The following is a 21821-nucleotide window of genomic DNA, read 5'->3' as shown; positions in this document are numbered from 1 at the left end:
TACAGGACCGGGCGTACGACCTCAAGCGCCGCCGTCCACGGCAATTCGTAATCGATGGCGTCAGGCCGCGAGCTCTTGGGTATCCTTGCGGACGAGCCGCGAGAGCTCGCGTGACATGACGACGATCTCCGAAGCGGTCTGGAGCGTCTGGCCCGAGCTCGCCGCCGTCTCGCGCGCCGTCGCCGCGACTTCCTCGATGGCCGTGCTCATCTGCTCCATGGCGCTCGTCTGCTGTTGCGTGCTGAGCTCGATCTCGCGCGAGGCTTCGGCCGTGCTGGCCACGTAATCGGCGATCCGCTTGAAGCTCTCGGTCAGCTCGCCGAAGCGGCGTGTCCCGTTCTCCACGGCCTTGGCGCCGTCCTCGGTCGCCATGACGGTCGTGTTCGCGGCACCGCGGATCTCCTCGATGAGCCGGCGGATGTCCTTCGTCGCGCTGCCCACGCGATCGGCGAGCTTGCGGATCTCGCTCGCCACGACGCCGAACCGCCGCCCTGTGTCGCCCGCGCCGACGGCCTCGATGGTCGCGTTGATCGCGAGGATGTTCGTCTGCTCGGAGAGCTCGTTGATGATGTCGAGAATGCCGCCGATCTCGTGCGATTTGCGGCCGAGATGGATCATGTGATCGACGATGCGCTGGACCTCGTTCTGCACGCCGAGGATGGCCTCGGTCGCGGCCGCGACCGTGCGTTCGCCGGTCCTCGCGGCCTGCGTGGTCTCGCCGCCGAGCTGCGTGACCCGCTGCGCGCTGCCGGCGATCTGGCGCGCGGTGGAGACGAGCTGGCGCGACGTCGTCGACACTTCCGTGGTGGTCTGCGATTGCTCCTTCGCGCCCCGAGTTTGCTGCGTCGCGGCGGCTTCGAGCTCGGCCGCGGCGCTTTGCATGCGCTGCACGAGGCCTCCGATCTGCTTTCCGAGCCCCCCGATGATGAGGAGCGCGGCCGCGGACACCACGAGGATCGCGGCGAGTGTACCCCCGAGGAGCACGCCCGTTTGCCTGTCCGCGGCTTCCTTGGCATCCGCCCCGCGCTGCTCGAGCAGCTTGTTTTCCTCGTCCACCATCTCGGCGATCGTCTTTCGGACCGCGTCCATCTGCGCCTTGCCCGGCCCGTCGGCGATGTTTTGCACGGCCGCTTCGAACCCTTTGTCGCGACGAACCACGATGGACGCATCCGTGTTGTCGACCTTCGCGTCGATCTCCTCCGAGAGGCGCGCGATTCGCTCCTGCTGGCGCGGGTTGTCGGACATCAGTTGCTTGACTTGCTCGACGTGTTTGAACACGTCGCCACGACCGGAGTGATAGGGACCGAGGAACTCCTCCTTGCCCGTGAGCACGTACCCCCGCTGGCCGGTCTCCACGTCCTGCAAATCGGAGAGGATTTCCGCGAGATCGGTGAGCGCCTCGTGGGTATGAGCCACCGACGCGCTCGTGTCCATGAACTGCTGCGTGCTGCGGTACGAGAAAAATCCCAAAAGGCCGAGGATGATGAGCGGCAGGGCGAAGCCGAGAGCGAGCTTCTGCCCAATCGTCCAGGAAGACAACATGACGCGCCTCCGAGCTGGCGCGCGCCCCCCACGGGCACGAGCGCACGTTGGTTTCCATGAATGCATGACTCGGACGAAATTGCACGCTCTCTTTTGTGGACGAACGGTTGGCCGGTCGCAAGAACATCGAGCGGTTTACAACCGCTCGATGTTCTTGCTCTTTTGTCCCGAGGGGGACGCCTCGCGTCCCCCTCTCGTCCGGGCAAAGCCCGGACGATTCACCCCCTGAGGGAAGATCGCTTCGCGATCTTCCGAGCATCGAACCGGTCGATGCTCTAGGGTCCCGGCTGGCGCGACGCCTGCATGCGAAAGAGCCATGCCTGCGCTCGTGAAGATCGGTATTTCGGCGTGGACGGAGCCGACGCTGCTCTCCTCGGGCTTTTATCCGCCCAGCGTCCGGACGGCCGAGGCCAGGCTGCGGTATTACGCGTCGTCGTTCCCCATCGTCGAGGTCGACAGCACGCATTACGCCTTGCTCGCCGAGAGAAACGCCGAGCTCTGGAGCGAGCGCACGCCCGAGGGGTTCACGATGGACGTGAAGGTCGTGGCGCCGCTCAGCGAGCATTACATCGCGCCGCGTGGGCTGCCGCGGGACATGCGGGACGCGCTGCCGCGGGCGGTCCGCGAGAAACAACGCATCTATCCGCAGGACCTCGGCGATGACGTTCTGAATGAGCTCGCCGGGCGGTTCGTTTCGGCCCTCCGGCCGCTCCAGGCGAGCGGCAAGCTCGGGCTCGTGCTGTTTCAGTATCCGGTGTGGTTCACGTTCTCGTCCGCGTCGCTCCGGCGCATCGAGCGGACGCTTGTGCTCTTCCGCGGCCATCGCCTCGCGATCGAATTCCGGAACGCGGGCTGGCTCGGCGAGCGGCACCGGGACGAGACGCTCGCATTTCTCCGGGAACAAGGGCTCGTGTATACGTGCGTGGACGAGCCGCAAGGCTTCGCCTCGTCGGTTCCGCCGATCGCGGAGGCGACGGCCGATGTCGCGCTCGTCCGTTTCCACGGCCGCAACGTCGAGACGTGGGAGAAGAAATCGGCCAGCGCCGCCGAGCGCTTCGCCTACGAATACGAGAAGGCAGAGCTCGCGAGCTGGGTGCCGAAGATCGTGGGGCTGTCCCGACAGACGCGGGAGGTCCACGTCATCATGAACAACTGTTATCGAGACTGGTCGGTGCGGAGCGCGGTGGATCTGACGGAGATGCTCCGGAGGGCGGGCGCCCGCATCGTCGAGCCGCGGGCAAAGCTCGCCGCGTGATCGTCAGGGGGAGAGGACGATCGCCGATTTCGCGGGCACGGTGAGCGTCATCATGCCGCCTTGCGGGACCGTCACATTGGGGCCGCCCATCGCGTCCTTCAAAACGGTCCCGGACGCGAATCCGAGCGTGGCGGCGTCCACCGTCATCTGCGCCGGCGCGTCCGCCCGCGTGAGCGCGACGATCGCGCCGGTCGCGCCCGGGAGCTTTCGCCCGATGACGAGCGTGTCCTCGGTCGCGCCGAGCGAGACATACTCCCCCCGCCGGAGCGCCGGAATGGCTTGCCGCGCCGTGCCGAGCTTGCGCACGAACGAGAGCGTCGCCTTCTCCTCGGCCGAAAGCCCGTTCTCGGGCCGCCACATGAGCCGGTTGTTCGGATCCGCCCCGCCCCACTGGCCATACTCGTCACCGTAATACATGAGCGGCGCGCCCGGCAGCGCGAGCAGCCACGCCATCGCCACGCGCATCCGCTCGTAAGGCACGGCGTCGGAGGGCGCGACGGCCGTGTTGTCCCACTGGTTGCCGGGGATCCCGCGGTCGCCGTCCGCGTAATCGGCGAGCGAGACGAAGCGCGGGGTGTCGTGGCTGCCGATGTAGGGCGTCATGACCGCGCTTTTCGGCCATTTTTCGAGACCGTGCCGGGTCCAGTAATCGGCGTGGAGCATGCCCTTGTCGCCATACGCGAACGTCCGGTACGAGACGCCGTGGTAGAGCACGAAATCGAACTGGCCGTCGAGGCCAAAGGGGCCGATGTACCGGGCGATCGTGCCGTAATTCTCGTCGTTGCAGGGGTCGCCGCAGTCGTTCCACCCCATCGCGGTCTCGCCCATCAGGAAGTAATGGGTCCCCGCCTTCTCGAAGGTCTCGCGCACCTCGACGGAGAGGTTTCGCGTGGCGAGCTCCTCGACGTGCTTGACCGCGTCGACCCGCAGGCCGTCGAGATCGAACTCGTCGAGCCACCACACGGCGTCGTCGACGAACTGCGCGTTCGCCTCGGGGACCGAGTGGTTGATGTCGGGCATGTAATCGGCGAAGAGGCATTCGAGCGCCTTCGCCGTCCAGTCGCAGTTCGCCGTGCCGCAGACGCAGCCCGTGCGGAACCACTCGGGGTGCGACTTGAAGTATTCGTGCTCGATGTGCACGTGGTTGACCACGTAATCCTGCAGGATGCGGATCCCGTGCGCGTGCGCAGCCTTCACGAGCGCCCGCAGCGCGTCCGGGCCGCCGAGGCGCGGATCGACCTCGCGCGCCTTCACCGGCCAGTAGCCGTGATACCCCGTGACCTTGTGCACGCCGTCGGCCGCGAGGTACGAGGCCTCGGGGTTCGTCTGGAACGGCGTGAGCCAGATGGCGCGAATGCCGAGCTTGTCGAGCTCACCCTCCTCGATCGATTGCGTGAGGCCCACGAGATCGCCGCCCTTCCAGTCGCCGCGCACGTCCGCGCCGGGCGTCGGCGAGGCATTGTTCGAGGGGTCGCCGTCGCGATAACGATCGGTGAGGACCATGTAGACGACCGCGTCGTTCCAGGAGAAGGGCTCGGCCTCGATCCAGAAGGGCAGGTGAACGGGCTCGCCGACACGCCCGCTCTTGGTGCGCGGCCGGAGCGTAACGCGGTATTTGCCGTCGGCGAGGCCCGCGAGCGAGACCTGCACGTTTCCTTCGGGCGAGACCGTGACCAGCGGCGCGGCGAGGGGCTTTTTCGTGCCGTCTTCGAGCAGCGTGGCCTCGAAGCCCGCGGCGTCGGCCCCGCTCGCGTCCGCGCCGTCGACATAATCGAGCGCGGCCGTGAACACGCCCTGGCCCGGTGACATGCGCGTCGCTTTCGTGGATTTCACGGGCAGCGTGGGGAGGTTGCAATCGCGCACCTTGACGGCGCTGTTCTCGATGCCGCCGAGGTATTTGCGGCGGCCCTGCGCCGGGTCGAGGATCCATTGCGTGCCGCCGCCCGCGTCCTGGTAGGCGAGCTTGTAACCATGAAGCCCCGGCGGGAGCATGACCGTGGCCTTGTAGGCGCCGCTCGCGTCGGGGCCGGTCATCACGGGCGCGGTTGCGAGGTCGAAGCCTTGCCATTCGCCGGGGACACGCGGCGAGCTCGCGCCGGAGGGCGGGATGAACGTGAAGGTCGTCGGGCAAAGCGCGTTGCTGCCGCCGCCGCTGCCGCCCGCGCCGCTGCCGCCCACGCCACCGCTGCCGCCCGCACCGCCGCTGCCGGGGCCCGCGCCGCCGCTGCCAGGGCCGGGCCCCGCGCCGCCCGGGCCGCTGCTACCGGGGCCCGTGCTGCCGATGCCAAGGGTGCCCGCGGAGCCGCCGGAGCCGAGCTCGTTGCCGTCGCCGCACGCGACGAACGCGAAAGGAAGGGTCAGGAAAGCGAGAAGGAGGGGACTGCTGCGCGACATGGGCCCAGAGTAGAGCCCGGCCGCCTTGGCGTCACCCGCCGTTCGTCGCGTGCGCCTCGGGCGCATCGTTCGTGGCCCACGGCGCCTTCGTGACGCCGTCGAGCGTCCAGGGCTCTTCAAAACCCTTCCGGAGCACCTTCGCGAGCTGGCCGAGCTGCGCGCCGTCGATGAAGCGGTGATCCACGGTCGCGGTGATCGTCACGAGCGGCCGCGGGACGACCTTGCCCGCGACGACCGCAGGCTGCTCGCGCACCGCGCCCACGAGGATGAGCACCGGCACGCGCGCGAACGGGGTCGGCGGGGCATACCCCTCGTCGACGCCGAACGCGCCGACGTTCGTGATGACGCACGAGCCGAACGGGAAGGGTTCCAGCCCGAACGCCGCGAGCCCGAGCGAGCCCGTCAAAAACCCCGTCGTCCAGAGGACGGGCTTGAGCAGCCACGAGGGCAGGGCCCGCACGATGCCCTTGCTCTTCTCGAAATCGGCGTCCTTTCCGCCGCGGAGCTTGCCCGCGCCTTCGGCGAGCGCCTTCGCGATGTCGGCGACCGATTTCTCGTCGGCGCGTGGGATCTTCGTCTTCGCGAGGTCGCGCCCGTCCTCCAGCGCGACGAGGAACGTGACGTCCACGGTCTCGTGGGGAACGTACTTGCCGAGGACGATGCGGCCGTTGAGCCCCGGCGCGCTCTTCAGGGCCATCGCCGCGGCCTTGCCGACGATGTGGCCGACCGTGACCTTCTCCCCGGTGGTCTTTCGCAGGTGCTCGATGTAGGCGAGCGCCTCGCCCGCATCCATGACCAGCTTGCCGTAGATGTTGCCCTCGCGCGGCGAGGACCATGTGGCAATGGCGAGCTTGCGCCTCGTCGAGTTCATGTCTTTCCCCCGGGGGATTGGGTTCGCTACCGGAACGATTACACCACGAAATCGAGCATCTGCACACGCGTCAAATGCTCGCTGAGCTTCTTCGCGTACTCCTCGATGAGCAGGTCGAGCTCGATGAGCACCGAGCCCTCGCCCGCCTGCCGCACCTTGCCGCTCACCGGGATCTCGCCGTTCGGGATCACCAGCACGAAGCTCACCTCGTCGCCCGCCTTCGCGTCCGGCAAGGAGACGAGCTCGAGGTACCGGTCCGACATCGCGCTCACGGGGATGAGCACGCCCGTGTCGAGGCGGACCGAGGTCGAGAGCGCGTAGGCCGGCGTGACCATGTAGTGAACGCGGCGGTTGTGCTCGATGAGCGTGTCGAGCGTCTCGCAGACCGCGCGGCTGATCGGCGTCTCCTCGGCCTCGAGCACGCGGTCGCGCAGCTCCTTCATGGCCTTCTGCGTGCGGATGATGTTCGCCCGCATCTCGCCCTGCCGCATCGCATCGCGGTGGACCTTCTGCGCCACGATCTTCAGCAGGTTGTGATAGAACGGGAACGCGACGTCGCCGTGGCTCTCGAAGAACCGCATGAGCGCGACGACACCGATGCGGTAAAGCTCGGACGCCTCGGTCGCGACCGCGCGGGTGTTGCGGTAGAGCCCGGTCAGCGCCCCGAGCTCGCCGATGGGCGCGATGGGCGCGAGACGGAAGCGGACCTCGCCGGCCTGCTCGAGGGCGATCTCGCCCGAGGCGAGCAGCCACAGGTGTTTCGGCTCGGTGCCGGCCTCGAAGAGCACGTCGCCAGGCGCGAGCGTGACGCGCTCGAGGCCCTCGATGAGCTCGGCGAGGTGGGCCTCGGTGATGCCCTCGAAGAGGGGAATCGCGTGGAGATCGGCGGGTCGAATCGTCATGGCAGGTCCTTGTCGCCGCGGACCCAAGCGTTGAAAGGGTTTTCCGCGGCGCGGGGGGCGGATCCTGGCATGAATGCGCGCGCTGCGCGAGAGGGTCAGCGCTTCGGGCGCGCGCCGAGCCCGGCACACGAGCGCAGCGCGTCCTTGAGGCTGCGGAGCGTGCGCGTCTGCGTGAGGTTCACGTCGAGCCCGACCAGCGTCTCCGCGACCGAGGGCCGGATGCCGGTGATCATCCCCTCACAGCCGAGGAGACGCACGGCGTCGATCACGCGGACGAGGTGCTGCGCCGTGTCCGTATCCACCTTCTCCACGCCCGTGAGATCGAGCAACGCGAAGCGCGCCTGTCTCTCGACGACGGCTTCCAGAAGCGCCCCGAGCATCTGTTCGGCCCGCGCCGTGTCGAGCGTGCCCACGACGGGCACCGCGAGGACGTCCTGCCAGACCTCGATGATCGGCGTGCCGAGCTCGGCGATCGCCTGCTTCTGCGACGCGATGAGGTCGAGCTGCTCCTGGATCTTCGCCTCGAACAGCATCTGCTCGGTCGCGTCCTCGGCTGCCGCGCACACGCCGATCACCTTGCCGAACGGATCTCGCACCGGCACGTACCGGATGCGGACCTGGGTGTCGCGCATCGGGCGCACGACGACGTGCTCCTCGCCCGCGAGCGCGCGTCGCATGTCGGAGACGATGTCCTCGCGGTCGCCGTAGACCTCGAGCAGGTTTTTCCCAACGAGATCCGAGGCCGAGCGCCCCAGCCGTTTGCCGAGCGCCCCCGCGAAGAGCGTGCACGTCCCATCCTTGTCGAGCGCGAACAGAGTGATGGGCAGCCGCGCGACGCACTCCGCGAGGACCTTCGAGCGCTTGGCGAGCTGCACATCCTCGGCGAGGTTTATCGAGAGCGACTGGAGCCCCTTCACGGCGCCGCTCGCGTCGACGAGCGGCGTGTAGACGGCGAGCCAGTGCGCCTTCTCGGTCACGTCCTCGTGGAAGAAGGTCTCGCCGGCGAGCGTGCGCTTGACGATCGTGTGCACCGCCGCGTCCGGCGGGAAGAGCCGGAACACGTTCTTCCCCACGGATTGCCCGGGGACGAGGCCGAGGTGCGCGAGCCCCTTGCCATCCGACAAGAGGATGTTGCCCTCCGCATCGCACGACCAGACGATCGCGTCCATCTTGCGAAAGCAGTCGAGGAGGAGGCGTGCCTTGCGCTCCTCGTGCTCGTCGCGGCTCACCTCCGCCGAGGCCCAGAGCGTCTGCTCATCGGCGCGCCAGAACGAGAGCCTCGCGCGCTCGCCCTCCCGCGCGAGGCGCACGTCGAGCGAGCGCGTCGCCTCTGAAACGAAGGCTTCGCGTCGCGCCTCCGCGAGCGCGGCGCGCTCCTGTTCGTGCACGCGAGCGTCGAGCGAACCGCTGCCCACGCGTGCGTCCCACGCGGCGTTCGTCGCGAGCATCTCGCCGGAGAGCGAGAGCCGCGCGAGGGGCGTCGGGCAGCCACGAAGCAGCGTGTCCGCAGCGGGCAAGTCCATGCGCATCAAGCGTCCACCTCCAGGGGAAGCACGACGCCGCACCCCGGATTCGGTGCGATGTTCATGGCCCCCATCACAGGCCATGGTGCACCTCCAGCTCGTCCGCTCGCAACGAATTCGTCGTGTTTTCCCGCCTACTTACTTCCCTGCGAACCGCGGCGGTCGCTTCTCCATGAACGACGCCATGGCTTCGCCGAGATCCTCGGACGCGAGGAACGCCGCGTTCCACGCCGCGACGTAGGCGAGCCCGTCGGCGACCGACTTGCCCTCGCCGTGATCGAGCACCGCCTTGACGCCGCGCACCGTGAGCGGCGGATTCGCCGCGATCTCCAGCGCGAGCTTGCGCGCCCCCGCCTGGAGTGCCGCCGCGTCGTCGAAGAGCTCGTTCACGAGGCCGATCGAGAGCGCACGCTCGGCCGAGAGATCCTTGCCCGTGAACGCGAGCTCCCGCACGAGCCCCTGGCCGAGCAGGCGCGGCAGCCGCTGCAAGCTCCCGAGATCCGCCACGATCGCGATCTTGGTCTCGCGCACGGAGAAGTACGCGTCGCGCGTCGAGAGGCGGATGTCACACGCCGCCGCGAGGTCGAGCCCGCCGCCGATGCAAGGCCCCTGGATGGCCGCGATCACGGGCACAGGGCAGGCCGCGACGGCGTCAAAGCCGCGCTGGTAGCGCCGGATGAGCCCGAGCAGCTCCATCCGCTCGGCGGCGCCTGCGCCCGCGAGGTGCGGGCCGAGATCGGCCATCGCCGCGCGCAGATCGAGCCCGAAGGAGAACGCCTTCGCCGTCGACTGCACGACGACAGCGCGCAGGCCCTTCTCGGTCGCGAGACGCTCGAACAGCACCTCGAGCTCGACGAAGAGCGCGGGCGGCATCGTGGGCCGGAGAAGTGTGACGGTCGCGATCGCTTCGGAAATCTCAAGAGAGACGAACTCACTCATGCGGGCGAGGCTAGCAGAGACCGCTCGGGCGTCGGCCGGAAGCCGGCCGAGACCCCGGCCTCGCGCCTCCCCACTTCACCGCGCTACCCCGGACGTCGTATGCTCGGGTGCGATGGCCCAGGACGTCTTCGGGATCGCCGGCACGACGCAGGGCCCCTTCACCATCGAAGAGGCGGTGGCCGAAGGGGGGTTCGGCGTCGTCTACCGCGCGCTCCACGGAGCGTTCCGCGCCCCCGTCGCGCTGAAGTGCCTGAAGATCCCCACGATCCCGGAGGACCTGCGCGCCGGTTTCCTCGAACGATTTCGCGAGGAAGCCGAGATGCTCTTCCGGCTCTCGGCCACGATCCCGGAGGTCGTGAGGCCGCTGCATTACGACGTCATCACGCTCGACAGCGGTCTCATCGTGCCGTTCATCGCGCTCGAGTGGCTCGAAGGACGCACGCTCTGGTCGCTCATCGAGCAGCGCGCCACGGACGGCCTGCCGCCGCTCAGCTACGTCGAAGCCGCGCGGCTGCTCACGCCCGTCGCCCGCGCCCTCGACATCGCCCACAACTTTCCCGCGCCGCAGGGGCCGATCTGCGTCATCCACCGCGACATCAAGCCCGCGAACATCTTCCTCGCCGAGGTCCACGGCACCGAGTACGTGAAGATCCTCGACTTCGGCATCGCCCGCGCCCGCGATGCAGCCTCCGTGATGGCCGGGGAAATGACGCGGGCGGACGAAGCCACGCCGCTCGCCTTCACGCCGCGGTACGGCGCGCCAGAGCAGTGGGCGCCGAAGCGGTTCGGCACGACCGGCCCGTGGACCGACGTCTGGGGCCTCGCGCTCGCGTTCCTCGAGACCATGGCCGGCCGCGTGGTGATCGACGGCGACGCCGTGGCGATCATGGGGACCGTGCTCGACGAGAAGCGCAGGCCCACGCCGCGGAACGAGGGCGTCGTGGTGCCCGACGCGCTCGAAGCCGTCTTCCGGCGCGCGCTCGCCGTGGACCCACGCGAGCGCCCCGGGAGCGCCGGCGCATTCTGGGACGAGGTGGAGCAAGCCCTCGGCACAGGGACGCGCCTCTCCGCGCCGACGGTGCATCGATCCGGGACCCTGCGCGCGCCGCTCCTCGAGGGGCAGGAGACGCGTCGCGCATCGGGCTCGATGCGCGCCGTCTCCGTGCCGCCCGCGAGCCTCGACGTCGCCTCCACGGTGCTCGCCGACGAAGGCGCAGGCCGCATCTCACGGTTGTCCGACCCGCCCGCGGTGCTGTCCGGAAGCGCCCGGGACGCCGCCGCGATCGACGTGGACTGGGGTGCGAGCGGCCCGAACGCGCCTCCGCGCCGATCGAGCACGTCGATGCCAGCCGTACGCGTCGATGCGCCGGTGTCGCAGCCGAGCCCGCGGGTCTCCTCGGTCCCGAGGTCACGCGTGTCGTCGGCCCCGCGCGGGCCGCTCCCGAGTGTGCCCCACGAGCCCGCGCCCGACGTCCGCAGCATGCTCGGCGGCCCGGTCGCGCTGGCCAGCGCGGGTGTGCTCATCCGCGTGCTCGACCAGATCGCCGGATGGCTTTGGCTCGGAGGAGAGCGCGTCGGGTTCGGGCCACTTCGGTTGTCCTACGTCGCCGCCATCCTCATCGGCGCCGGCGCGCTCCTCGCACTCGCGCGCCTGCTGCGACATTTGACCCGGTAGGTGTCCTGGACGCGGAGGTCGTTGTCCTGGACGCGGAGGTCGTTGTCCTGTCTCATCTGGGGGGCGCTTCGCTGGGGCGTTGCCCCAGGCCCCACCGGGGCTATCCGCCCCTGGACCTGGACCAGCGCAAGCGCTGGACCCGGGGTCGATGAACTGCGCGGTGCGCAGTTCATCGAACAGGCCGAGGAACGACCCCTGCCGACCAAGACAGCCGCGCTGCCATTTCTACTGGCAACGCTGTCCCTGGTCTTGCCACCGGCCTGTGGAAGAACTGCGCATCGCGCAGTTCTTCCAACACGAGTCCAGGGCTTGCCCTGGTTCGGGTCGAGGGGCGAACAGCCCCCGCGGGGTCCGGGGCAGCGCCCCGGCGCGGCGTCCCTAAGCGCTGCGGGCGATCGGCGCGAGCTTCCCGTTCACCACCCGCACGTAATCGGCCGGCGCGAGCAGGATCTGCAACCCCCGCACGCCTGCCGAGACGGACACCACGTCGTGAAGCTCGATCGTCTCGTCGACGACCACGAAAAACTCTTTTTTGCCGCCGATCGCGGTCACGCCGCCGCGCACGTACCCCGTGAGCGGCTGCACCTCCTTCAGCGGCACCGTATCCACCTTCCGATCGCCCGTGGCCCGCGCGAGTGCCTTCAGATCGAGCTCCTCGTTGCCCGCGAGCACGGCCATCAAGACGCCCGTCCGATCCCCCCGACATACCAGCGTTTTCCAGACCTGCTCCACGGGCAAGCCGATCTTGTCGGCCACTGTCCCGGCCCGCAGATCCTCGGGATCGACCTCGTACGCCCGGAGCTCGTAGGAAATGCCGTGCGTATCGAGCAGCCTCACCGCATTCGTCTTCATCGTGTGCTTTTTGCGGCCTCGTCCCCCGACAGGTCCTGGAACATATCGGTCGAGAAATACCGCTCCATCCGGTCGCAGAGCACGGTTGCGATGTCGTGCCCCGGCCCGAGCTTGCGCGCCAGCATCCGCGCGCCGGCCAGATTGAGCCCGCTCGACGGGCCCACCGGGAACCCTTGCGACACGAGATCCCGCGCCGCGCGAATGGCCTCCGCGTCCGGTACGGGCAGCGAGACCACGCCCCCCACGGCGTCCTCGTCGAGGATGTGCGAGAGCCCATCCACGACGCCCGGAATCCCGCCACAGATCTCGGGTTGCCCCTCGAAACACACGCCTCGCTCGGGCCGGGGCCTTCCGATCACCGCCTTTTGCCCTGCCTCGACGAGGGCCCGCGCGATCCCCATGAGCGTCCCGCCGGTCCCGACCCCCGCGACGAACCCGTGGATCGTGGTGCCGACCTGGGCGATGAGCTCGGGCCCGGTGGTCCGCTGGTGGGCGAGGGCATTCTGGGGATTCTCGAATTGTCGCGGCCAGAAGACCCGCGGGTCCGCTTCGGCCATGCGCCGCGTCTCGTCGATCGAGCCGGGCACGCCGAGGTGCTTCGGCGTGAGCACGACCTCGCCGCCATAACGACGGATGATGAGCAAGCGCTCGCCGCTCACGCCTTCGGGCATGACGGCGCGGAATCGCACGCCGATCATGGCGCAGGCCATGGCGAAGGCGATCGAGGTCGAGCCGCTCGACGCCTCGACGACGACGCTGTCGCTGCCGAGCACGCCCCGCTCGACGGCGTGGCCGAGGATGAAGCTGGCGATGCGGTCCTTCGTGGATCCGCTCGGGAGCATGTACTCGAGCTTGATCCAGAGGGTACACCCCGTCTCTTCGTCCCGGAGCGGGACCGTGGGCGTGCCCGCCGCGAGTCGCGCGAGCCAACATTTCATCGAGCGTCGGAGCATGGGGGGGAGGCTAGCCGAGGTCGCCGCAGTTGTCCTTTCCGAACCGGAAGTTGGCCGCGGCGCCGCCCTTCACCGCGGCTCCGTCAACTTGCTGTGCACGAGCACGTTCCGCCCCGACGCCTCGAACAGGATCGAAAGCCGCGTCGTCTTCGCCCCGAGCGCTTCCGTAAGCTTCGCCCGCTCCTTCTCGTCCTTGCAGGCCGCGAGCCGCTCGCGCAGCGCTGCGATGTCCCGCAAGAGCTCCACCTCCTCCGGCGCGCTCCCCGCGATGCGCTGGATCCGCGCGGCCATGCGGTCTTCCTCGGGCAGGCCGGCGAGGTCGTCCGCGGGCATCGCCTTGCCCTTGCCCGGCAGGTCCTCGAACGCCCCTCGCGCCTCCGCTTCCCGGATCCGCGCCTCCACGAGCACATGAAAATCCCTGGAACGCACGCCTCGTCTCCTTGCTCGGGTTGCCCGTCGATACTCGTCGTGGGGTGCGCCCGCAGGCCGGTCAAGGCACGACGTTACGGTACATTGGGTGGACGTGAACATTCCCCGCGGCCGTTCCGGACGCGCCTGCCGGACGAACCCAAGCGGTCCCCTCCAAAGCGGCTGGTCAGCGTCTCCGATCCATGTATGCTCCGCCGCGATGCGCTACCGCGCTGGGGACGCTCCTCGTCCATTGTCGGGCAGGCGATTCGGGCCACCGGGCCTCGTCCGGCTCGTTTGCTCGTTTGTGGCCTTCGCCGCAGGCCTCACGGCGACGGCGGTGGCCTCGGCCGAGCCCCCTGCGTTTGCGCTTACGCCCGAGCCCTCGTCCCCGAGCCGCGGCAACCTGCGCCAGGCGAAGAATTTCGTCGGCCTCGGGCCACTCTTCGGCATCACGGGCCACACCGACGACACGATCTCCGGCGCCCTCGGCTTCGAGCTCTCGTACGTGCGATATCCTGTCGAAGCGTTCGGCTTCGGCCTCGGCGCCTTCGCGCAGGCCCAGTCCGTCGGGTTCACGCATGGCCGATGGGCGTTTGGCCCGCAGATCAACTTCATGATGTTCGGCGCCGAGATCGGCGCGTACCTCGAGGAAGGCTACGGCAATCGCGCCACCACCATCGGCCTCCACGCCTCGCCTTTCGTCTCCATTGGCTTCTTCTCCGCGGCCCTCCGGATCGGCGTCCCCGTCAGCGCCTTCTCCGAGGGGACCCCGTACGGCCTGGATCTCGGGCTCATCTGCGCCATCAAGGCGCCCATCCCCCTCGACGGCCAGCTCTTCGGGCTCGCATTCCATTGATGAACGACGATTTCGCGGACGAACAGGACGAACAGGAAGACCACGAGCCCAAAGCCCCCGAGCAGGCTCCTTTTTCCGAGAACGATTTCCGCGTCGCCCTCGACGTGCTCGAAGCCGTGGTCCGTGACCGGGCCGTCCTCGCGCACGTGCCACGCGAGGCGCGCGTGCGGCTGCTCGAAGCGGCAGGGCGGGTCTCGCGGCCCGATCGCGCCGAGCAACGCCGCCTCGCGAAGGCGCTTCGCAGAAAGGATCGCCTCGCCGTGAAGGCCGAGGACGCGGCGCTGCTCGACGCGACCGGCATTCGTGCCGCCCGCCGCGCCCCCGTCTTCCAGACCCCGCCGCCGAGCTTCGGTGTTTTGCCCGGTCCCACGGAGACCCCGCCGCCCGCCGAGCTCACGGGCGCGCGCAAGTGTTACGTCTGCAAAGCCGAGTTCCGCAGGGTCCACTTCTTCTACGATCAGCTCTGCCCGCCCTGCGCCGAGCTCAATTACCAGAAACGCACGCAGACGGCCGACCTCCGGGGCCGCGTCGCGCTCGTGACCGGCGCGCGCGTCAAAATCGGATACCAGGCCGCGATCCTCCTCCTCCGCGCCGGCGCGCGTGTCGTCGTGACCACGCGTTTCCCCCACGACGCCGCCCTCCGCTATGCCCGCGAGAGCGATTACGAGGCCTGGGCCGATCGGCTCGAAATTCACGGCCTCGATCTGCGCCTCACCCCGAGCGTCGAGCGGTTCGCGCGATTCCTCGAAGGCCACCTCCCGCGCCTCGATTTCATCATCCACAACGCCTGCCAGACCGTGCGCAGGCCGCCGGGCTTCTACGAGCACCTCCTCGACGTCGAGCTGCAATCGCCCGATCGATTGCCCCCCGAGGCGGCCCGCCTCGTCGCGAGCCACGAGGCCGAGCGCGCCGCGCAACGAGCATTTGCCCGGGCAAACGACGCCGCCCTCGCCCCGCGTACGGGCTCGCTTGCCTTGTTCGAGGATCCTGTCGCGCTCTCGCAGATCCCGCTCACGGCCGAGGATCACGCCTTGCGCGGCCGCATGGATCTCTTCCCCCGCGGCGCGCTCGACGCGGACCTCCAGCAGAAAGACCTCCGCGACAAGAACAGCTGGCGCCTCGCGCTCGCCGAGGTGCCCACGATCGAGCTCCTCGAGGTGCACCTCGTCAACGCCATCGCCCCGTTCGTGCTGAGCAGCAAGCTCAAGGGCCTCATGACGCGGCATCCCACGCGCGACAAGCACATCGTCAACGTCTCGGCGATGGAGGGGCAATTCTACCGCGAGCACAAGACCGACAAACACCCGCACACGAACATGGCCAAGGCGGCGCTCAACATGCTCACGCGCACCTCGGCACAGGATTACGTGAAGGACGGCATCCACATCAACAGCGTGGATACGGGCTGGGTGACGGACGAGGATCCCGCGGAGATCGCGGTCCGCAAGCAATCCATTCACGGCTTCCACCCGCCGCTCGACATCGTCGACGGCGCGGCCCGTATCGTGGATCCGATCTTCGAGGGGTTCGCCACAGGCATCCACGCCTACGGGCAGTTTTTCAAAGATTACAAGCCGACGCCGTGGTGAGCACCAGGGATCGTTGATCCGCGGCGTCCTTCACGCATATCCTTCCCACGTGAAGCTCTTCGCCCGCCCGAGCGCGCTCGACGCGGGGGCCATGGCTGTGGGCTAGAGCGGAAGGCACATCCCATGCTAGAGGGATGGGCGTTCGAGGGGCTGTCGACGGAATGTCGCGGCTGGGCCTCTTCCCGCGTGCCCCTTCCCGGGCGCCCGCTCCTGGCGGCGAGCTCTTCCCATGCCGATGAAGGACGTACCCCCGTTCGCCATCCTCGAAACGCTTCACGAGGGGAGAGAGACCCTTCTGCTCCGCGGGGTCCGGACGGCCGATCACCTCCCGGTGATCCTGAAGGTGCTGGACCCGAGGCGCAGCCACCCGCGCGGTCTCGAGCGTTTGAAGCGCGAATACGAGATCCTCGGGCGACTCGACGCGCAGGCCATCGTCAAGCCGATCGCCCTCGACACGCACGAGGGAATGCCGGCGCTCGTGATGGAGGATTTCGGTGGTCAGTCGCTCGACCACTTCCTCGGCGCGCCCTTGCCCACCGAGCGGTTCCTCGACCTCGCGGTTCGTATCACGGCGGCCGTGGCGGAGCTCCACCAGCGCGACATCATCCATAAAGATCTCAAACCCCAGAACATCCTCCTCAACGCGGCCACCGGCCAGGTGAAGCTCGCCGACTTCGGGTGCGCGTCCAGCCTCCCCCGCGAGCACAAGGCCTCCAAGAGCCCGCGCCTCGTCGAGGGCTCGCTGCCCTACCTCTCTCCGGAGCAGACGGGGCGGATGAACCGGTCGATCGACAGCCGCGCCGACCTCTATGCCCTCGGCGTGACCTTTTACGAGATGCTCACCGGGCGGCTGCCCTTCGAGGCGCACGATCCGCTCGAATGGGTGCATTGCCACGTCGCCCGTGCCCCGCCGTCGCCCTCCACGTTCGTCTCGGAGCTACCCGAGATCCTCTCCGCGATCGTCCTGAAGCTCCTGGCCAAGATGGCCGAGGATCGCTACCAGACCGCTCGCGGCCTGCTGAACGACCTCGCGCAGTGCCGGGGCCAGTGGCGAGCCGAGGGCCGGCTGGAACCGTTCCCCCTGGCCGAGCACGACATTCCGGATCGCCTCCAGATCCCCCAGAAGCTCTATGGTCGCGAGGGCGAGATCGCGGCGCTGCTCTCCGCGCCCGAGCGCGTGCTCGATACGGGATCCCCCGAGCTCGTCCTGGTCTCGGGTTATTCCGGCATCGGCAAGTCGGCGCTCGTGAACGAGCTGCAGAAGCCGATCGTGCGCGAGCGAGGCTTCTTCATCGCAGGGAAGTTCGATCAATACAAGCGCGGTATCCCCTACTCCACGATCGTCCAGGCCTTCCGGGACCTCGTGCTCGAAATCCTCACGGAGAGCGAGGAGCGGATCGCCGCCTGGAGGCAGCGGCTGCTCGGCGCGCTCGGGATCAACGGACAGCTCATCGTGGACGTGATCCCGCAGGTCGAGCTCGCCATCGGCCCGCAACCGCCGGTCGCCGAGCTGCCCCCGGCCGAGGCGCAGAACCGGTTCCGCATCGTGTTCCGGCACTTCATCGGGGTGTTCGCCCGGAAGGAGCATCCCCTCGCGCTTTTCCTCGACGATCTCCAGTGGGCCGATTCGGCGAGCCTCGGACTCCTTCAGGATCTGCTGACGCACGGAAAGACGTGCCATCTCCTCGTGATCGGTGCATGTCGAGACAACGAGGTGAGCCCCTCGCACCCGCTCATGCTGATGCTCGACAAGGTGCGGAAGGAGGGCGTGCGCGTCTCGGATATCGTGCTCGGCCCGCTTTCCCGCGAGCACCTCGCCATGTTCGTCAGCGATGCGCTTCATTGCCCTCGCGAGGGCGTAAGGCCACTCGCGGACCTCGTTCACGAGAAGACGGCTGGCAATCCCTTCTTCGCGATCCAGTTCCTCACGGCGCTTCACGAAGAGCGCCTGATCGAGTTCGATGGGCGCGCGGGGATCTGGCAATGGGACGTGGCCAAGATCCGCGAAAAGGGCTTCACCGACAACGTGGTCGACCTGATGATCGGGAAGCTCGTGCGGCTTCCGGCAAGCACCCAGGAAGCGCTGAAACACCTCGCTTGTCTGGGAAACACTGCGGAGGCCGCCATCCTGACGATGGCTCGCGGCGGATCGGTGGAGGACACGCACGCGAGCCTCTGGGAGGCCGTTCGCGCCGGGTTCGTCCTCCGCCTGGACGACGTATACAAGTTTCTCCACGACCGTGTCCAGGAAGCGGCCTATTCGCTCATCCCCGAGGAGCAGCGGGCCGAGGTGCACCTGCGGATCGGCCGGCTCCTTTTGGCGAAGTTGCCAGAAGAGGTGATCGCGGAGCGGGTCTTCGATGTCGCGAACCAGCTCAACCATGGCGTCGCGCTCATCACCGATCCACGCGAAAAGGAGACGCTCTGCCGGCTCGACTTCCAGGCGGGAAGAAGGGCGAAGGCCTCGATTGCGTACGCGTCGGCGCAGAGCTATCTGGCCCAAGCGACGGCGCTTTTGGCCGCGGACGCCTGGCGCACGCAGTACGAAGAAACGTTCGCCCTCTACATGGAGCGGTCCGAATGCGAGTACCTCGTCGGCAACTTCCAGCGGGCCGATGAGCTATTCGACCTGATATTCCAGAACGCCCGCTCCAATCCCGACCGAGCCAGGGTCTACCGGCTGCGTATCAGGCTGTACCAGGTCTCGGGGCGATATGCCGACGGGGTGACGGTCGCACAGGAAGCCCTGCGGCTCTTCTGCGTGACATTGCCCGCGTCGGACGAGGAGATAAAGGCCGCAGTCGAAGCCGAGAACCGGGGCATTTCGGCCAGCCTGCGCGGCCTCCGGATCGCCGACCTCCTCGACGCGCCGGTGGTGAGCGACCCCGATGGGAGGGCGATCATCGGCGTGCTCGTCGACTCGATCCCCTGCGCGTACAACGCGCGACCGGAGATGTTCGCGCTCGGCGTCGTCAAAGCGTTGAGCTTCTCCCTGCGGTACGGGAACGCCGAGGAAACCTGCTTCGCCTACTGCGCCTACGGCATCATGTTGGCGTCGGTCTTCGGCGACATACCGTCCGCCTACGAGTTCTCCGAGATGTCGCTGCGGCTGAACGAGAAGCTCAACGACGCCAAGCTCAAGGGCAGGCTGCTCTTCATGCATGGCGGCCACATCCACTCCTGGCGGAGGCCCATTGCGACCAGCGTTCCGATCATGGAGCAGGCATTCCTCGCCTGCTTGGAGGTCGGCGATCTCGTTTTTGCCGGCCTCGTAACCGTTCTGACGGTATGGCTGGTTCTGGAGACCGGCAGCCCGCTCGACGAAGTCCTCCGCGTGGCGCAGAAATACCTCGCGTTCGCCAGAGAGAGCCACAACGATACGGTATTTCATACGATCCAGCTCGAACGGCAGTTCGTGGCGAGCCTGCAAGGACCGACGCTGGAGCCGGCAAACCTCGACGATCGAGCTTGCGACGAAGCTGAAAGTCTGGCCGTGATCACGGGGGCGACATTCGGCTGCGGGATTGCCTTCTACCATGTCATGAAGCACGTTGCCGCGTTTAACGACGGACGGTATCGCGAGGCGCTCGATGCTGCGGCCCGAGCGGCGACGATGCTGGGGGCGGTCATGGCGCAGCCCATCGAGGCCACGCATCACTTCTACCATGCGCTCACGTTGACCGCGCTCTATCCGCAGGCGCCTGCCGCGCAGCAGCGGGAGTTCGCGCGCACCCTCGAACGGGGGCTGCAGAAGCTCAAGCTCTGGGCGGACAACTGTCCCGAGAACTATCTGAACCGCTACGCTCTCGTGTCGGCCGAGGTGGCTCGCATCGAGGGCCGAGAGCTCGACGCCGAGCGTCTCTATGAAGAGGCCACCCGCTCGGCGCGCGAGAATGGCTTCGTTCATATCGAAGCGCTCGCCTACGAGCTCGCGTCTCGGTTCTACCGGGCGCGTGGATTCGCCCTGTTCGCCGATACGTGCCTCCGCGAGGCGCGCGCCTGCTACGCCCGCTGGGGCGCTGATGGCAAGGTGAGACAGATTGACCAGCAGCATCCCCGCCTCCTCGAGTCGAGGTCGCTCGCGCCCACCACCACCTTCGGGGTCCGGTCCGAGCAGTTCGACCTGCTATCGGTGACCAAGGCCTCGCAGACCATCTCGGGCGAGATCACCTTCGACAAGCTTTTGCGCACGCTGCTCACGGTCGTGCTCGAGCAGGGCGGAGCGCAACGAGGCTGCCTGATCCTCTGCCGGGATGGTTGCTCTTCGATCGAGGCGGAGGCATCCCTCGAGGGAAGCGGCGTGGCGACGAAGCTCCTGGAATCGCAGCCGCTCTCGTCGTCGCTCGTGCCCGTCTCGATCGTCAACTACGCCATGCGGACGAAGGAGCGCGTGATCCTCGAGGACGCGGCCGAGGCGGCGAAATACGCCTCGGAGCCCTACATCGCCCGCGTGAAGCCGAGGTCCCTCCTGTGCTTGCCCATTCTCCGGCAGACCGAGGTGGTCGGTCTGCTCTATCTGGAGAACAACCTCCTCGCCGGCGCGTTCACGCCCGATCGGCTCGTCGCCCTTTCGCTCCTCGCCACGCAGGCGGCGATATCCCTGGAGAAGGCGCAGCTCCTCGGCAAGGAGCAGGCAGCACGCGCGGCGGCCGAGGCGGCGCGGGCAGCGGCCGAGGTGGCGCGCGCGGCGGCCGAGGCGGCGGAGCGCCGGGCCACGTTCATCGCCGAGGCGGGGGCGCTCCTTTCGGAGTCGCTCGATTACAAGGAGACGCTGGCGCGCCTCGCGCGGCTATCCGTGCGATCCATTTCCGACTGGTGCGTGATCGACATCGTGGAAGGTGGCGAGATCCGGCGCATCTGCGGCGCCCACAAGGACCCCGCGAAGGAGCCGTTGCTCGAGCAGCTCCAGCGGTGGTATCCTCCTCGCACGAATTCACCTCACCCGGCCTCCAAGGTCTTGCAGACGGGCGAGCCGATCCTGATTCCCGATCTCACCGAGGAGGTCATTGGGAAGTTCGTCGTCAACGAGGAGCACAGGAAGCTCAGCCGCGAGCTCGGCGCGCAGAGCTCCATTGTCGTGCCGCTCGCGGCGCACGGACAAACCCTCGGGGTGCTGAGCGTCGTCTCCGCCACGCCGGAGCGCCGCTACGGGCGCGCCGATCTCGCGCTGGTCGAAGATGTCGCGCGCCGCGCCGCGGTCGCGATCGACAACGCGCGCCTCTACCGCAAGACGCAGGAGGCCGTCCGCGTGCGGGACGAATTCCTCACCGTGGCTTCGCACGAGCTCAATACGCCGGTGACGTCGCTCCGGCTCACGCTGCAATCGATGGATCGGGCCATCCGGTCCGGTCGATCGGGCGATACGCAGGTGATGAGCAAGCTGGTCGAGCGGGCGCTGCGTCAGGGGACGCGCCTGGCCCGGCTGAACAAGGCCCTCGTGGACGTCTCGCAGCTCCACGGAGGCCGGCTCCCGCTCGAGCGCGAGGACGTCGACCTCGCGACGCTCCTCCGCAATGTGCTCGACCAGCTCAAGCCGGAGCTTTCGCAAGCGCGGTGCTCGGTCCACATCCAATACGACCACCACGTCGTCGGTCGTTGGGATCCCGACCGCATCGAGCAGATCCTGACGAACCTCCTCTCGAATGCGATCAAATTCGGAGCCGGTAAGCCCATCGAAATTTTCTACGGCGAGGAGCAAGGGATCGCGCGCATCGTGGTCAAAGACCATGGAATCGGTATCGACCCGGCGCGGCAGGAGCGTATCTTCGAGCGATTCGAGCGCGCCGCCTCCGAGAATTACGGCGGCCTCGGGCTTGGCCTGTACATCAGCCGCCGGATCGCGGAAGCGCACGGAGGCGCGCTCCGTGTTCAGAGCGAGCCGGGGGTCGGCTCGTCGTTCACTCTCGAGCTTCCGTGTGCCGGCCACCTCTCGACAGCCTGCTGAGCCCGCGACGCGCGGATCACATCCAAGCTGGTGAGCGAGGTCATATGCCGTGGCTCGCCCTCTCGTTGGGGGCGACACCACCGGCCGCGCAAGGGTCTGTCCCTCGCAAAGAGGC

General features: G+C 68.1%; 14 protein-coding genes. 5 read left to right on the top strand and 9 right to left on the bottom strand.

The features are described 5' to 3' along the window. Positions 1-60 precede the first annotated feature (60 nt). Positions 61-1542, bottom strand: a complete 1482-nt coding sequence (locus KEG38_RS46550) for a CHASE3 domain-containing protein (protein WP_272427298.1) — start codon at positions 1540-1542, stop codon at positions 61-63. Between the two features lie 316 nt (positions 1543-1858). Here KEG38_RS46550 and KEG38_RS46545 point away from each other — a divergent pair, with 316 nt between their 5' ends. Further along, complete coding sequence (locus KEG38_RS46545) at positions 1859-2797, top strand: DUF72 domain-containing protein (RefSeq protein ID WP_272427297.1); 939 nt, start codon at positions 1859-1861, stop codon at positions 2795-2797. 3 nt (positions 2798-2800) lie between these two features. Here KEG38_RS46545 and KEG38_RS46540 read toward each other — a convergent pair whose 3' ends face one another. From KEG38_RS46540 to KEG38_RS46520, 5 genes are all read right to left on the bottom strand, one after another. Continuing rightward, positions 2801-5191 carry an alpha-amylase family glycosyl hydrolase gene (locus KEG38_RS46540; RefSeq protein WP_272427295.1) on the bottom strand — a complete coding sequence of 797 codons (2391 nt, stop codon included), beginning with the start codon at positions 5189-5191 and terminating at the stop codon, positions 2801-2803. Positions 5192-5222: 31 nt separating this feature from the next. Next, complete coding sequence (locus tag KEG38_RS46535; protein ID WP_272427293.1) at positions 5223-6062, bottom strand: 2-oxo acid dehydrogenase subunit E2; 840 nt, start codon at positions 6060-6062, stop codon at positions 5223-5225. A gap of 38 nt (positions 6063-6100) precedes the next feature. Next, the gene (locus KEG38_RS46530; RefSeq protein WP_272427291.1) at positions 6101-6964 is read right to left on the bottom strand and encodes a Crp/Fnr family transcriptional regulator; all 864 of its coding nucleotides are present in this window, start codon (positions 6962-6964) and stop codon (positions 6101-6103) included. A gap of 95 nt (positions 6965-7059) precedes the next feature. Beyond that, positions 7060-8487 carry a PAS domain-containing protein gene (locus tag KEG38_RS46525; protein WP_272427290.1) on the bottom strand — a complete coding sequence of 476 codons (1428 nt, stop codon included), beginning with the start codon at positions 8485-8487 and terminating at the stop codon, positions 7060-7062. A gap of 138 nt (positions 8488-8625) precedes the next feature. Next, on the bottom strand, positions 8626-9426 hold the full coding sequence (locus KEG38_RS46520) for a crotonase/enoyl-CoA hydratase family protein (RefSeq protein ID WP_272427288.1): 801 nt from the start codon (positions 9424-9426) through the stop codon (positions 8626-8628). 112 nt (positions 9427-9538) lie between these two features. Here KEG38_RS46520 and KEG38_RS46515 point away from each other — a divergent pair, with 112 nt between their 5' ends. Further along, a complete protein-coding gene (locus KEG38_RS46515; protein WP_272427287.1) occupies positions 9539-11101 on the top strand; it encodes a serine/threonine-protein kinase in 1563 nt (520 codons plus the stop codon). 378 nt (positions 11102-11479) lie between these two features. Here KEG38_RS46515 and ybaK read toward each other — a convergent pair whose 3' ends face one another. From ybaK to KEG38_RS46500, 3 genes are all read right to left on the bottom strand, one after another. Continuing rightward, positions 11480-11953: a Cys-tRNA(Pro) deacylase gene (gene ybaK, locus KEG38_RS46510; RefSeq protein WP_272427286.1), complete on the bottom strand. Its 474-nt coding sequence runs from the start codon at positions 11951-11953 to the stop codon at positions 11480-11482. Further along, a complete protein-coding gene (locus KEG38_RS46505; RefSeq protein WP_272427284.1) occupies positions 11950-12906 on the bottom strand; it encodes a PLP-dependent cysteine synthase family protein in 957 nt (318 codons plus the stop codon). Before KEG38_RS46505 ends, ybaK begins: the two co-directional genes overlap by 4 nt. 69 nt (positions 12907-12975) lie before the next feature. After that, a complete protein-coding gene (locus KEG38_RS46500) occupies positions 12976-13335 on the bottom strand; it encodes a DnaJ family domain-containing protein (RefSeq protein WP_272427282.1) in 360 nt (119 codons plus the stop codon). 286 nt (positions 13336-13621) lie between these two features. On the opposite strand from KEG38_RS46500, the gene KEG38_RS46495 reads away from it, so the two are divergent. From KEG38_RS46495 to KEG38_RS46485, 3 genes are all read left to right on the top strand, one after another. Continuing rightward, complete coding sequence (locus KEG38_RS46495; RefSeq protein WP_272427281.1) at positions 13622-14173, top strand: hypothetical protein; 552 nt, start codon at positions 13622-13624, stop codon at positions 14171-14173. After that, a complete protein-coding gene (locus KEG38_RS46490) occupies positions 14173-15762 on the top strand; it encodes an SDR family NAD(P)-dependent oxidoreductase (protein ID WP_272427279.1) in 1590 nt (529 codons plus the stop codon). The genes KEG38_RS46495 and KEG38_RS46490 overlap by 1 nt, the downstream gene beginning before the upstream one ends. Positions 15763-15991: 229 nt before the next feature. Continuing rightward, a complete protein-coding gene (locus KEG38_RS46485; RefSeq protein WP_272427277.1) occupies positions 15992-21706 on the top strand; it encodes a sensor histidine kinase in 5715 nt (1904 codons plus the stop codon). Positions 21707-21821: the final 115 nt, after the last annotated feature.

Source organism: Polyangium jinanense, from assembly GCF_028435265.1.
GTDB classification, from domain to species: Bacteria; Myxococcota_A; Polyangia; order Polyangiales; family Polyangiaceae; genus Polyangium; species Polyangium jinanense.
This window is presented reverse-complemented; position numbering and strand designations above follow the sequence as displayed.